The following is a 13,322-nucleotide window of genomic DNA, read 5'->3' as shown; positions in this document are numbered from 1 at the left end:
CCGGTATGCGCAAGGTATTGGTCATTGGCTACGTCTGGCCGGAACCCCGTTCGTCCGCAGCGGGCAGCCGCATGCTCGAACTGCTCGGCGTGTTTCGCGGCCAGGGCTGGCAGGTCACCTTCGCCAGTGCTGCGGCGCTGTCTTCGCACCGCGCAGACCTGAGCGAGTTGCAGATCGCCGAAGTGGCCGTTGCCCTGAACTGCGACAGCTTCGATACCATCGTCGCCAAACTGCAGCCGGATCTGGTGCTGTTCGACCGTTTCTTCACCGAAGAGCAATTCGCCTGGCGTGTCGAGCGCGCCTGGCCGCAGGCCCTGCGGGTCCTCGACACCAGCGACCTGCACTGCCTGCGCGATGCCCGTCACGGCTTGCTCAAGGCCAGCCAGCTGGCCTGTTCGAACGAAGCCGAGCGGCAGCAGGTCGGCCCGGTGCACGCCACTGCACGGCAGTTGTACGCGGCCATGGCGGACGGCGACATGGCGCAGCGGGAAATCGCGTCGATCTACCGTTGCGACCTGACGCTGATGATTTCCGAATTCGAGATGAGCCTGTTGCAGGAACAGTTCAAGGTGCCGGCAGCCCTGCTGCACGATTGTGCGTTGATGCTGATTCCGCCTGCGCTCGAGAAGCTGCCATTTGCCGAGCGGCAGCACTTTCTGAGCATCGGCAACTTCCGCCACGCGCCAAACTGGGATGCCGTGCTGTGGCTCAAGCATGGTCTGTGGCCATCGATCCGCGCGCGCCTGCCCCAGGCGCAGCTGCACGTGTACGGCGCCTACCCGCCGCCGAAGGCCACGGCACTGCACAACCCCAAACAGGGCTTTCATGTACTCGGCTGGGCCGACGATGCTCACCAGGTGATGGCTCAGGCGAGGATCTGTCTGGCTCCCCTGCGCTTCGGCGCCGGGATCAAGGGCAAACTGGCCGATGCCATGGCCTGCGGCACGCCCAGCGTGACCACGCCAATCGGTAGCGAAGGCATGCATGGCGAGCTGCCGTGGCCCGGTAGCATCGTGACCGACGCCAACTCATTCGCCGATGCGGCGGTGCAGCTGTACGCGGACGAAACGCGCTGGCTCGACGCGCAGCGGCAGGGATATGCCCTGCTCGACGCGCGCTTCGATCGCCCGCTGCTCGGCGAAGCGCTGGTGACCCGCCTGAATCGGCTGTTCGCGACCCGAGAGCAACATCGTCAGAGCAATTTCGTGGGGGCCATGCTGCGTCACCATCAGCACAAGAGCACCCAGTACATGTCCCAGTGGATCGCAGCCAAGAATGCGGCTATACCGGTAAAAGCAGACGTTTGACGGCAATCTGCCCGTCTTCCTTCCGCTCCTCGGACGGATGTCACAAATAGGACGCTGCGTTTGCAGTAGACTCCGCGAACAACCGTTCCCGGTTCTAGCACGGACGCTCACGCCAACCGGCGTCCGACCTGAAAATAGTCGATAAGAATAAGGTCACCCGCATGTTCAAAAAGATCGCCGTTGCGGCCGCCTGCGCCCTGACGCTCACCTCCTACACTGCCCATGCCCAAGAAGCCACATTGGTGATCAAGCTCTCCCATGTGGTGGCTGACGACACGCCAAAAGGCCAGGGAGCGTTGATGTTTCAGCGCCTGGTCGACCAGCGTCTGGAAGGCAAGGTCAAGGTCGAGGTCTACCCCAACTCGTCCCTGTATGGCGACGCCAACGAGCTGGAAGCGCTGCGCAACAACGAAGTGCAGATGCTGGCCCCGTCGCTGGCCAAGTTCGACAAGTACACCAAACAGCTTCAGGTGTTCGACCTGCCGTTCATGTTCGACGACCTGGAAGCGGTCAACCGCTTTCAGAAGCGCGCCAAGGGCCGCCAGCTACTGCGCTCGATGGAAGATCAGAACATCGTGGGTCTGGCCTATTGGCACAACGGCATGAAGCAGATGTCGGCAACCAAGGCCCTGCGCCTGCCGACCGATGCCTCGGGCCTGACCTTCCGCATCCAGAACTCCAATGTACTCGACGCGCAGTTCGCCCAGTTGGGCGCCAAATCGGCGAAGCTGCCGTTCGCCGAGGTCTACAAGGCGCTGCAGAGCGGTCAGGTACAGGGTGCCGAGAACCCCTGGTCGAACCTCTACAGCCAGCGCCTGCACGAAGTTCAGCCGTTCATCACCGAGACCAATCACGGTGTGCTCGACTACATGCTGATCAGCAATGCGCGCTTCTGGTACGGCATTCCCCACCAGATTCGCACCGAGCTCGAGGCCATCATCGACGAGGTTACCTACGCGGTGAATCGCCAGGCCGAAGAGGCCAACCTGGCCGATCGCCGTCGCATCGAGGCCTCCGGCAAGAGCCAGATCATCACCCTCACGCCGGAACAGCGTGAAGCCTGGCGCGAAGCCATGCGACCGGTATGGCAGCAGTTCGAAGCCGAGATCGGCAGCGACGTGATCAAGGCGGCGCAGTTGGTTAACCGCAAGCATTGATCCCTTTGCCTGTGGCGTGCATGGAGCGCAGCGAACCCCGGAAACCATCACTCCAGGGTGGCTCGCTCTCTTCGCCCGGCGTTGAGCGTGGCGCTACCCGGGAAAGGTTGTCCGGAGTACAGCCACGCTCAACCACAGGCTACCGGTAAGCGGCACACGACGCTATCGAGCCGTGTTCTGGGCGCCCTCGAACCAGGCCAGTTTTTCCCGCAACTGCACCACTTCGCCGACGATCACCAGCGTGGGCGCGTGCACCTCGTGGCGTGCGACCAGGTCGGGCAGATTGGCCAGGGTGCCGGTAAATACCCGCTGATTTTCCGTGGTGCCCTGCTGCACCAGCGCTGCCGGTGTGCTCGCGGCACGGCCGTGGGCGACCAGTTGCTGGCAGATGGTCGGCAGGCCGACCAGGCCCATGTAGAACACCAGGGTCTGACTGGGCGCGATCAGCTCCGACCAGGGCAGGTCGGCGCTGCCGTCCTTGAGGTGGCCGGTGACGAATCGCACCGATTGCGCGTGATCGCGATGGGTCAGCGGAATGCCCGCATACGCGGAGCAGCCGCTGGCCGCGGTGATCCCCGGTACCACCTGGAAGGGAATGCCATGGGCGGCCAGTTGCTCGATCTCTTCGCCACCCCGGCCGAAGATGAACGGATCTCCGCCCTTGAGGCGCAGCACGCGCTTGCCGGCCTTGGCCAGGTCGATCAGGCGCTGGTTGATCTGTTCCTGGGGAACGGCGTGATCGGCGCGACGCTTGCCAACATAGATGCGTTCGGCATCGCGGCGGCACAGTTCGATGATCGCAGGAGCGACCAGGCGATCGTAGAGCACCACATCGGCTTGCTGCATCAGGCGCAGGGCGCGGAAGGTCAGCAGATCGGGATCGCCCGGGCCTGCACCGACCAGATACACCTCACCCAGCGCCCGAGGCGCAGCACCACTGACCTTGTCCTCCAGCAGGCGGCGGGCTTCGCCTAGCTTGCCGGCGAACACGCTTTCCGCGATCGGCCCCTGAAATACGTCTTCCCAGAACACCCGGCGCTGCTGCACGTCGGGAAACAGGCTCTTGACCTGTGCCCGGAAGACTTTCGCCAGACCGGCCAACTGACCGTAGGTAGCCGGAATCCAGGTTTCGATCTTGGCGCGAATCAGCCGGGCCAGCACTGGCGCATCACCGCCGCTGCTGACCGCAACGATCAATGGCGAGCGGTCGACGATGGCAGGAAAGATCACGCTGCACTGCGCAGGTGCATCCACCACGTTGACCGGCAGGCCGATGGCCTGAGCCTGTTGGGATACCTGGGCATTCAGGGCTTCGTCATCGGTCGCGGCAATCACCAGCGATACGCCGCTCAGATCGTCGGGCTGGTAGTTGCGCAGGCGCAACTCGCCCGTGCCCTGCTCCACCAGTTCGCGCAGCTCACTGCCCACCTCGGGCGAGACGACGCGCAGGCAGGCCCCGGCATCGGCCAGCAGGCGCGCCTTGCGCAGGGCGATCTCGCCGCCGCCGATCACCAGCACGCGGCGATCCTGCAGTTTGTGGAACAGGGGAAGAAAGTCCATGACGATGCCCATTGCGGTCGCTCGCAAGCGACGTGTTGAAAATGGCGACCCCGAGACTCAGCTCGGGGCCTGAAATGCTATGCCAAGCGGCACCTTGAAGTGCCGCCGTTACGCATGGATCAGCCGATCACTTCGATACCACCCATGTAGGGCTTGAGCACCTCGGGAACACGAATGCTGCCGTCGGCCTGCTGGTAGTTCTCCAGTACCGCCACCAGGGTACGGCCCACCGCCAGGCCGGAGCCGTTGAGGGTGTGCAGCAGTTCCGGCTTGCCGGTTTCCGGGTTGCGATAGCGCGCCTGCATGCGGCGGGCCTGGAAGTCGCCACAGTTGGAGCAGGACGAAATCTCGCGGTACTTGTCCTGGCTCGGCACCCAGACCTCCAGGTCGTAGGTCTTGGTTGCGCTGAAGCCCATGTCGCCGGTGCACAGGGCAAGGACGCGGTACGGCAGTTCGAGCAGTTGCAGAACCTTTTCGGCATGGCCGGTCAGTTCCTCGAGCGCCTCGAAGGACTTGCCCGGCTCGACCACGTGGACCATTTCGACCTTGTCGAACTGGTGCTGGCGGATCATGCCGCGGGTATCACGGCCCGATGCACCGGCCTCGCTGCGGAAGCACGGCGTGTGCGCGACGAACTTCAGCGGCAGTTGCTTGGCATCGACGATCTCGCCGGCCACGATATTGGTCAGCGACACTTCGGCGGTCGGAATCAGGTAGAAGTCGGCCTCGCCTTCGCGGCTGATCTTGAACAGGTCTTCCTCGAACTTCGGCAGTTGACCCGTGCCCTGCAGCGCCGGGGCCTGCACCAGATAAGGGGTATAGGCTTCTTCGTAACCGTGTTCGGCGGTGTGCAGGTTGATCATGAACTGCGCCAGGGCGCGGTGCAGGCGGGCGATAGGGCCACGCAGCAAGGCAAAGCGCGCACCGGACAGCTTGGCGGCGGTTTCGAAATCCAGCCAGCCGTGCTGCTCGCCAAGGCTGACGTGATCCTGCACGGTGAAGTCGAAGGCCTTCGGCGTGCCCCAGCGGCGTACTTCGACGTTGTCGTCTTCGTCGGCACCGACCGGCACCGAATCGTCCGGCAGGTTGGGAATGCTCAGCAGCAGGTTGTCCAGCTCGACCTGGATGGCGTCCAGCTCGCGCTTGCCCTCTTCCAGATCGCTGCCCATGCGGTCGACCTCGGCCAGCAACGGCGCGATGTCTTCACCGCGTTGCTTGGCCTGGCCGATGGACTTGGATCGACTGTTGCGCTCTGCCTGCAATTGCTCGGTACGGGTCTGAACGGACTTGCGCTGAGCCTCGAGGGCTTCAACGCGGGTCACGTCCAGTTCATAGCCACGGGTGGCCAGGCGCTGGGCAATTTCGTGCAGTTGGCTGCGCACCAGTTTGGAATCGAGCATTTCAGGTTCTCGTCGATCAGAGTTTGGTTAGCGAAAGGCCTGCCCAGGTAGCGAGCAGGCCGCCCAGTACACTTACCGCCACATAGCCAAGGGCCAATGGCGCCTGGCTGCTTTCCAGCAGACGCAGGGTGTCCAGGGAAAATGAAGAAAATGTCGTGAAGCCGCCCAGCACGCCGACGATCAACCCTGCGCGGATCGGCAGTGGCACCTCGGGGCGCAGCATGAACAGACCGTAGAGTACCCCGATCAGCAGGCAGCCGACGAGGTTCACCAGCAAGGTTGCCGCATAGAAATGCTGCGGCCAGTGGGCATTGACCCAGTTACCCGCGGCAAAACGCGCCAGGGTGCCGAGGGCGCCGCCAACGGCGACGGCGAAAATGGTCACCATCATGGCTTTCTGCGCTGCCGCGGGCTGTTGGCGTCCTGATCGGCCAGATGGGCGAGCTTGTCGCGAATCTTCAGCTCCAGGCCGCGTGGCACCGGCTGATAATAGCGGCGCGGTTCGATGTCTTCGGGAAAGTAGTCTTCGCCAGCCGCGTAGGCTTCGGGCTCGTCATGGGCGTAGCGGTATTCGTCGCCATAGCCGAGCTGCTTCATCAGTTTGGTCGGCGCATTGCGCAAGTGCAGCGGCACTTCGCGCGAGCCGTTTTCCGCGACATCGCGCATGGCGGCCTTGAAGGCGCTGTACACGGCGTTGCTCTTCGGCGCACAGGCCAGGTAGACGATGGCCTGGGCCACGGCCAGCTCGCCTTCGGGGCTGCCGAGGCGCTCCTGAACGTCCCAGGCATTCAGGCACAGGGTCAGCGCGCGGGGGTCGGCATTGCCGATGTCCTCGCTGGCCATGCGCACCACGCGCCGGGCGATGTACAGCGGATCACAACCGCCATCGAGCATGCGTGCGAACCAGTACAGGGCCCCGTCCGGGCTGGAGCCGCGCACCGACTTGTGCAGCGCGGAAATCTGGTCGTAAAAGGCTTCGCCGCCCTTGTCGAACCGCCGCCGTGTATCGCCAAGCAGGTCGAGCAGCAATTCGGTGCTGATCTCACCGCCGTCATCGGCCAGGTCGGCAGCGTTCTCGAGAAAGTTGAGGAAGCGTCGGCCGTCACCGTCCGCTGCGCTCTTGAGAATGTCGAAGCTGTCGTCCGGCAGCTTCAGTTGTCGCTCGCCCAGCCCTTTGGCCTCGCTCAGCGCTCGGTCGACCAGCTTGCGCAGCGCCGCGTCATCCAGACTCTTGAGAACGTAGACGCGCGCGCGGGACAGCAAGGCGTTGTTGAGTTCGAACGAAGGGTTTTCCGTGGTCGCGCCGATGAAGATCAGCGTGCCGTCTTCCACGTAAGGCAGGAAGGCATCCTGCTGCGACTTGTTGAAACGATGCACTTCGTCGACGAACAGAATGGTGCGGCGGCCATACTGGGCGGCGTGCTGCTGGGCGACCTCGACGGCCTGACGAATCTCCTTGACCCCGGACAGCACCGCGGAAATGGTCTCGAAATGCGCATCGGTGACCTGTGCCAGCAAGCGTGCCAGGGTAGTCTTGCCGACGCCGGGTGGGCCCCAGAAGATCATCGAGTGCAAGGCGCCCTGCTCCAGCGCTTCGCGCAGCGGCTTGCCGCGGGCCAGCAGATGCTCCTGACCAACGTATTCGTCCAGCGTGGTCGCCCTCAGACGGGCGGCCAGTGGCTGGGCGACGGGCGCACTGCGAAACAGATCCACGACTACCTACTCTTGAATGACGTCCGCGCCCTCGGGGATTTCGAAGCTGAACTGCTTGTCATCCAGAGGCTCGTTCATCTTCACGCTCATGAACAGAATGTTGGTGCGCTGGCCAATGCTGTCGATCAATTGCATGTCGTTCAGCACACCGTTGCGGAACGACAGGCGCAGGCTGTCGAACAAGGTGTCCTTGGACTTCGGCTTGAGGATGAAGTCCACCACGCTGCCGCCTTCCTTGAAGGTGATCTCGAAGTTCTCGCGGATCTGCGACACATCACCGGAGAGCAACAGCGCCGGTGTGTGGGTCAGGCGCTGGTCGAGGGACTGGATGGTCACCTGCTCGAGATCCGGGTCGTACAGCCACACCTGCTTGCCGTCGGAAACCAGCAATTGCTCCATCGGCTCGTCGGTGTGCCAGCGGAACAGCCCCGGTCGCTTGAGGGCCAGCTCGCCGGAAGTTTCCTGCAGCTGGGTGCCGCTGCCGTCGAGGGACAGCTGGGAGAAGCGCGCGGTAATGGTCTGCGCCTGGTTGAGCAACTGGGTCAGGCGCTGTAAAGCGGCTTCATCGTCAGCATGGGCGAACAGGCTCGCGGTACTCAGCACGGCGAGCAACATCAGGCGAATCAGGCGCATGTGAATCCTCTGTCAGGGTGTTAGTCGCGGTTCTGCCCGGGTGCAATGACCTCGCGCGAACCGTTGGTATTCATCGGCGTTACCACGCCGGCCATTTCCATGGCTTCGATCATGCGGGCGGCGCGGTTGTAGCCGATTTTCAGCTTGCGCTGCACCGAGGAGATGGACGCGCGGCGGCTTTCCAGCACGAAATTGACCGCTTCGTCGTACAGTGGATCCGACTCGGTGTCGTCGCCACCGTCGGAGCCACCGCCACCACCGTCGAAGCCACCACCGCCCTCTTCGGAGCCGGCCAGAATGTCTTCGTTGTAGTCCGGTGCGCCACGCAGCTTCCAGGCTTCGACCACACGGTGCACCTCGTCGTCGGAGACGAAGGCGCCGTGCACGCGAATCGGCAGGCTGGTACCTGGCGGCATGTAGAGCATGTCACCGTGGCCGAGCAGCTGTTCGGCACCGCCCTGGTCGATGATGGTGCGCGAGTCGATCTTGCTCGATACCTGGAAGGCCATACGGGTGGGAATGTTGGCCTTGATCAGACCGGTGATCACGTCCACCGACGGTCGCTGGGTAGCGAGAATCAGGTGGATGCCCGCCGCCCGTGCCTTCTGGGCGATACGTGCGATCAGCTCTTCGACCTTCTTGCCGACGATCATCATCATGTCGGCGAATTCGTCCACGACGACGACGATGGTCGGCAGCGTTTTCAGCAGCGGCGCTTCGTCTTCCATGCTTTCGCGGCGATACAGGGGATCGGACAGCGGCTCACCCGCTTCGATGGCATCCTTCACCTTGCGGTTGAAGCCTGCCAGGTTACGCACGCCCATCTTCGACATCAGTTTATAGCGGCGCTCCATCTCGGCAACGCTCCAGCGCAGCGCGTTGGCCGCTTCCTTCATGTCGGTGACGACCGGGCAGAGCAGATGGGGAATGCCTTCGTAGATCGACAACTCGAGCATTTTCGGGTCGATCATGATCATCTTGGCGTCTTCCGGCCCCGATTTGAACAGGATCGACAGAATCATCGCGTTGACGCCCACCGACTTACCGGAACCGGTGGTACCGGCGACCAGCAGGTGGGGCATTTTCGCCAGGTCGGTGATCACCGGCTTGCCGCCGATATCGTGACCCAGAGCCAGGGTGACCGGCGATTTGGCGTCGTCGTATTCGGGGGTCGACAGCACCTCGGAGAAACGCACGATCTGCCGGTTCTCGTTGGGGATTTCGATACCCACGGTGGTCTTGCCGGGAATCACTTCGACCACACGCACGCTGGTCACCGCCAGCGAGCGCGCCAGGTCCTTGGCCAGGTTGGCGATTCGGCTGACCTTGACGCCAGCGGCGGGTTGGATTTCGTAGCGGGTGATCACCGGGCCGGGATGGATCGAATCGACCGACACCTCGACACCGAATTCCTTGAGCTTGATCTCCAGCAAGTGCCCGACACCCGCCAGGGATTCGGGCGAGTACTCGATCTTCTTGGCTTCTGCAGGGTCGAGCAGCGAGATTGGCGGCAGCGTGCCTTCCACGGCGCTGTCGACGAACAGCGGCGCCTGCTTCTCCTTCTGCACCCGTTTGCTCGGCTCGGGCGCCTTGGGCGCGGCCGGAGCGGTAATCACCGGAGCGGGACGGCTTTCCCGTTCACTCATGTGCTTGTTGAGCGACTCTTCACGCTCGATCAGGCGTTCCTTGACCTTGGCCTGCTCGCGACGATCACGCACCACCGGGGCCGCCACGTCGTGAACGCGCTCGTCCACTTCACGCAGTTGCGCAACCAGTTGCTTGCGGTCCTGGCGCGAGCTCCACCAGCGGTTGACCACGCTCTGCACCAGCTCCAGCAGATCCAGGGTGATCTTGCCGGTAAGGTCCATGACCTTGAACCAGGAAAGGTCGGTGAACACGGTCAGGCCGAACAGGAACAGAGCGATGAACAGCAGCGTACTGCCCTGCACGTTCAAGGCCGCGACGGTCAGTTGGCCGAGGCTTTCACCAAGCGCACCGCCTGCCGATGCCGGCATGCCCGCGCTGCTCTGGAAGTGGATATAGGCCAGTGCTGCGCCCGACAACACCAGGAACACCAGGCCGATCAGGCGCCAGGAGAACAGCCAGCCGCTCCAGTGCCAGGGTTCGTGACGGGCACGGAAGACCTGCAGCGCCTTTATGCCGAGCAATAACGGGAAGAGATAGGCGAAATAGCCGAGGGCCATGAACAGCACATCGGCGAACCAGGCGCCGGCACGACCAGCGGCGTTGTGCACCTGCTCGACGTTGCTGGTATGGGTCCAGCCCGGGTCGGCCGGATCGTAGGTGAGCAGCGCCATCCACACATAGAGGCACAAGGCCCCAAGGGCGATCAGCGCACCCTCCTTGAGGCGGTACGGCAGTTGCTGACGCCAGGCCGGCGCCGGTGCTGTAGAGCTAGAATTCTTCAAAACGCATTTGTTCCTGCGCCAGTAGCGCGCCGCATGATCGGTAGAGGACGAAACGTCGCCATTGTACGGCATGCCGCACCGCTGATGGGGGGCTGATCGCCCCACCCCGCTCCCGCTAGCTTCGTGCTTCGGTGTAGCATAGCGGCCACTATTCGTCCGTGCGGCTCAATTTGAGCACGCATTCTCTTTTGTGACAAAGGCTTATGAGGTGTTTTTATGAGCGAAGTCAAGCATTCCCGCCTGATTATCCTGGGCTCCGGACCCGCCGGCTACAGTGCTGCCGTGTACGCTGCTCGTGCCAATCTGAAGCCTGTCGTGATCACCGGCATTCAACCTGGCGGCCAGCTCACCACCACGACCGAAGTGGACAACTGGCCGGGTGACGTCGAAGGCCTGACAGGCCCGGGCTTGATGGAACGCATGCAGAAACACGCCGAGCGCTTCGAAACCGAGATCATCTACGACCACATCCACACCGCCGAGTTGCAGAGCCGTCCGTTCACCCTCAAGGGCGACAGTGGCACCTACACCTGCGACGCGCTGATCATCGCCACCGGCGCATCGGCTCAATACCTGGGCCTGCCGTCCGAGGAGGCATTCGCCGGCAAGGGCGTTTCCGCCTGCGCGACCTGTGATGGCTTCTTCTATCGCAATCAGGTGGTCGCGGTGATCGGTGGTGGCAACACGGCTGTCGAAGAGGCGCTCTACCTCTCCAACATCGCCAAGGAAGTGCACCTGGTGCACCGCCGCGACAAGCTGCGTTCGGAGAAGATCCTCCAGGACAAGCTGTTCGACAAAGTGGCCAACGGCAACATGCGCCTGCACTGGAACCACACCCTGGAAGAAGTCCTCGGCGACGCCACTGGCGTAACCGGCGCCCGCCTGCGCAACACCCTGGACGGCAGCACCAGCGATCTGCCGCTGGCCGGTGTATTCATCGCCATTGGTCACAAACCGAACACCGACCTGTTCCAGGGCCAGCTGGAGATGCGCGATGGCTACCTGCTGATCAAGGGCGGCAACGAAGGCAACGCCACCGCCACCAGCATTGAGGGTGTTTTCGCTGCCGGTGACGTGGCCGACCACGTGTATCGCCAGGCCATCACCTCGGCCGGCGCTGGCTGCATGGCTGCCCTCGACGTCGAAAAATTCCTCGACGACAACTGATCAACCTGGGCGGTGTAAAACCCGCCCTCCCCTGCCGCGGTTTCGCCAATGCTCACCTGGTTGCAACGCGACTCTCTGACCTTTCCGCCCCTCGACAAGGCCCTGCGCGAGCCCAACGGCCTATTGGCCGCTGGCGGCGACCTGCGCGCTGACCGGCTAATCGCCGCCTATCGACACGGCTGCTTCCCCTGGTACCAGGACGGGCAGCCGCTGCTGTGGTGGTCGCCAGACCCTCGCACCGTGCTGTTTCCCAACGAAGTGCATGTATCGCGCAGCCTGCGCAAGGTCATCCGCCAGGGGCATTACCGGGTCAGCTTCGACAAGGCCTTCCCGGATGTCATCCAGGCGTGTGCCGCGCCACGCGACTATGCGGACGGCACCTGGATCACCACGCCCATGCAACAGGCCTACATCGAGCTGCACGGGCGTGGCGTGGCTCACAGCGTGGAGGTCTGGCAAGACGAGCGACTGGTCGGCGGGCTCTACGGCCTGGCCATGGGCAAGCTGTTCTTCGGCGAGTCGATGTTCAGCCGCGCCGACAATGCCTCCAAGGTCGGTTTCGTGACCCTGGTCGAGCACCTCAGGCGCTGGGGTTTCGAACTGATCGACTGCCAGATGCCGACCCAGCACCTGCACAGCCTGGGTGCCCGGGCGATAAGCCGCGCGCAATTCGCTGACTATCTGCAGCGCTATCTCGATCAGCCCAGCACCGCCCACTGGCTGGCGCCGCTACAACCAACCGACGGGTGACAGGCCTGTTCTGGTGGAGGCCGGCGACCTGGCATACACTCATTCCAGGCTAACCTAGGGAGTCGATCATGACTGAGCTGGCTCGCCTGAAGTTCTACGCCACCCAGCCGCACCCTTGCAGCTACCTGGCCGAGGAACAGGCCACCACCCTGTTCCTCGATCCCAGTCAGCCCATGGATGCGCATATGTATGCCGAGCTTTCCGAGCTCGGCTTTCGGCGTAGCGGCGATCATCTCTACCGCCCGCACTGTCAGCGCTGCACGGCGTGCGTGCCCGCGCGGATTCCGGCTGCCCGCTTCGTGCCCAATCGACAGCAGCGCAAGATCCTCAAGCGCAACGAGTCGATTCAGGTACGTGCGGTGCGCCCGGTATTCAGCGAGGAGTACTACGCGCTGTACGTTCGCTACATCGAGCAGCGCCATGCCGACGGCGACATGTACCCACCGAGTCGCGAGCAGTTCTCCACCTTCCTGGTCCGCGACCTGCCGTTCTCGTGCTTCTACGAGTTTCGCGAAGATGGCCGCCTGCTGGCCATCGCCGTCACCGACGTGTTGCCTAATGGATTGTCGGCGGTCTACACCTTCTACGACCCCGACGAGGAGCGCCGCAGCCTGGGGCGCTTCGCGATCCTCTGGCAGATCGGTGAGGCGCTGCGAATGGGGCTCCAGGCGGTCTATCTGGGCTACTGGATCAAGAACTGCCGAAAGATGAACTACAAGACGCAATATCGACCCATCGAGCTGTTCGTCAATCAGCATTGGGTAGCCCTTACCTGACGGCTTTGCGCACCTCGGCACGACTGCGTCGCCGAAACAGGAACAGACCCTTGGCGTCAACCCCGTTTTTCGGGCACAATGCACGCCGCTTTTGCCTGGGGCCAGTTGCGCCGGGCCATTCATTGGATACCGAGGGCTTTACTGCATGTCGAAAGAAGACAGCTTCGAAATGGAAGGCACTGTCGTCGACACCCTGCCCAACACCATGTTTCGTGTGGAGTTGGAAAATGGGCACGTCGTTACCGCGCACATCTCCGGAAAGATGCGCAAGAATTACATCCGCATTCTGACTGGTGACAAGGTCCGCGTAGAGCTGACCCCTTACGACCTGAGCAAGGGTCGCATCACCTACCGCGCCCGCTAACAGGTAGGAGCCACGCTCCCACCTGCTTCGTGCGGTAATGAAAACGCCCGGCATATGCCGGGCGTT

At 63.0% G+C, this 13,322-nt stretch carries 12 protein-coding genes; 6 read left to right on the top strand and 6 right to left on the bottom strand.

Going from position 1 to position 13,322, the window contains the following annotated elements; genetic code table 11:
• The first annotated feature begins 5 nt into the window (after positions 1–5).
• On the top strand, positions 6–1,307 hold the full coding sequence (locus tag ACT9T4_RS04525; protein WP_499115705.1) for a glycosyltransferase: 1,302 nt from the start codon (positions 6–8) through the stop codon (positions 1,305–1,307).
• A 161-nt stretch (positions 1,308–1,468) separates the two neighbouring features.
• Positions 1,469–2,464, top strand: coding sequence for a TRAP transporter substrate-binding protein (locus ACT9T4_RS04520; protein WP_499115703.1), 996 nt, complete (start codon positions 1,469–1,471; stop codon positions 2,462–2,464).
• Positions 2,465–2,626: 162 nt separating this feature from the next.
• Here the strand turns inward: ACT9T4_RS04520 and cysG are convergent, their stop codons facing one another.
• From cysG to ftsK, 6 genes are all read right to left on the bottom strand, one after another.
• Complete coding sequence (gene cysG, locus ACT9T4_RS04515; protein WP_499115701.1) at positions 2,627–4,024, bottom strand: siroheme synthase CysG; 1,398 nt, start codon at positions 4,022–4,024, stop codon at positions 2,627–2,629.
• 119 nt (positions 4,025–4,143) lie between these two features.
• A complete protein-coding gene (gene serS, locus ACT9T4_RS04510) occupies positions 4,144–5,424 on the bottom strand; it encodes a serine--tRNA ligase (protein ID WP_042552658.1) in 1,281 nt (426 codons plus the stop codon).
• Positions 5,425–5,440: 16 nt separating this feature from the next.
• Positions 5,441–5,815: a fluoride efflux transporter CrcB gene (gene crcB, locus ACT9T4_RS04505; protein WP_499115699.1), complete on the bottom strand. Its 375-nt coding sequence runs from the start codon at positions 5,813–5,815 to the stop codon at positions 5,441–5,443.
• Positions 5,812–7,137, bottom strand: a complete 1,326-nt coding sequence (locus ACT9T4_RS04500; protein WP_042552656.1) for a replication-associated recombination protein A — start codon at positions 7,135–7,137, stop codon at positions 5,812–5,814. Before ACT9T4_RS04500 ends, crcB begins: the two co-directional genes overlap by 4 nt.
• Positions 7,138–7,143: 6 nt before the next feature.
• Positions 7,144–7,770: an outer membrane lipoprotein periplasmic chaperone LolA gene (gene lolA / locus ACT9T4_RS04495; protein WP_499115697.1), complete on the bottom strand. Its 627-nt coding sequence runs from the start codon at positions 7,768–7,770 to the stop codon at positions 7,144–7,146.
• A 20-nt stretch (positions 7,771–7,790) separates the two neighbouring features.
• Positions 7,791–10,199: a DNA translocase FtsK gene (gene ftsK, locus ACT9T4_RS04490; RefSeq protein ID WP_499115695.1), complete on the bottom strand. Its 2,409-nt coding sequence runs from the start codon at positions 10,197–10,199 to the stop codon at positions 7,791–7,793.
• Between the two features lie 216 nt (positions 10,200–10,415).
• Between ftsK and trxB the strand changes: the two genes are divergently transcribed.
• The 4 genes from trxB (at position 10,416) to infA (ending at position 13,256) form a co-directional block, all read left to right on the top strand.
• Positions 10,416–11,366 carry a thioredoxin-disulfide reductase gene (gene trxB, locus ACT9T4_RS04485; protein ID WP_179538166.1) on the top strand — a complete coding sequence of 317 codons (951 nt, stop codon included), beginning with the start codon at positions 10,416–10,418 and terminating at the stop codon, positions 11,364–11,366.
• Between the two features lie 48 nt (positions 11,367–11,414).
• A complete protein-coding gene (aat, locus tag ACT9T4_RS04480; protein ID WP_499115692.1) occupies positions 11,415–12,116 on the top strand; it encodes a leucyl/phenylalanyl-tRNA--protein transferase in 702 nt (233 codons plus the stop codon).
• A gap of 68 nt (positions 12,117–12,184) precedes the next feature.
• Positions 12,185–12,892: an arginyltransferase gene (locus ACT9T4_RS04475; RefSeq protein WP_042552651.1), complete on the top strand. Its 708-nt coding sequence runs from the start codon at positions 12,185–12,187 to the stop codon at positions 12,890–12,892.
• Between the two features lie 145 nt (positions 12,893–13,037).
• Positions 13,038–13,256: a translation initiation factor IF-1 gene (gene infA / locus ACT9T4_RS04470; protein WP_002553999.1), complete on the top strand. Its 219-nt coding sequence runs from the start codon at positions 13,038–13,040 to the stop codon at positions 13,254–13,256.
• The last annotated feature ends 66 nt before the right edge of the window (positions 13,257–13,322 follow it).

Source organism: Pseudomonas sp. SZ40 (assembly GCF_052958135.1).
This window is presented reverse-complemented; position numbering and strand designations above follow the sequence as displayed.

What these genes read in the sequence shown, in the direction of transcription:
- ACT9T4_RS04525 (WP_499115705.1), top strand. Translation starts at nt 6, where the DNA reads ATGCGCAAGGTATTGGTCATTGGCTACGTCTGGCCGGAACCCCGTTCG.
- serS (WP_042552658.1), bottom strand. Translation starts at nt 5,424, where the DNA reads ATGCTCGATTCCAAACTGGTGCGCAGCCAACTGCACGAAATTGCCCAG.
- infA (WP_002553999.1), top strand. Translation starts at nt 13,038, where the DNA reads ATGTCGAAAGAAGACAGCTTCGAAATGGAAGGCACTGTCGTCGACACC.
- ACT9T4_RS04520 (WP_499115703.1), top strand. Translation starts at nt 1,469, where the DNA reads ATGTTCAAAAAGATCGCCGTTGCGGCCGCCTGCGCCCTGACGCTCACC.
- cysG (WP_499115701.1), bottom strand. Translation starts at nt 4,024, where the DNA reads ATGGACTTTCTTCCCCTGTTCCACAAACTGCAGGATCGCCGCGTGCTG.
- aat (WP_499115692.1), top strand. Translation starts at nt 11,415, where the DNA reads ATGCTCACCTGGTTGCAACGCGACTCTCTGACCTTTCCGCCCCTCGAC.
- ACT9T4_RS04475 (WP_042552651.1), top strand. Translation starts at nt 12,185, where the DNA reads ATGACTGAGCTGGCTCGCCTGAAGTTCTACGCCACCCAGCCGCACCCT.
- trxB (WP_179538166.1), top strand. Translation starts at nt 10,416, where the DNA reads ATGAGCGAAGTCAAGCATTCCCGCCTGATTATCCTGGGCTCCGGACCC.
- lolA (WP_499115697.1), bottom strand. Translation starts at nt 7,770, where the DNA reads ATGCGCCTGATTCGCCTGATGTTGCTCGCCGTGCTGAGTACCGCGAGC.
- crcB (WP_499115699.1), bottom strand. Translation starts at nt 5,815, where the DNA reads ATGATGGTGACCATTTTCGCCGTCGCCGTTGGCGGCGCCCTCGGCACC.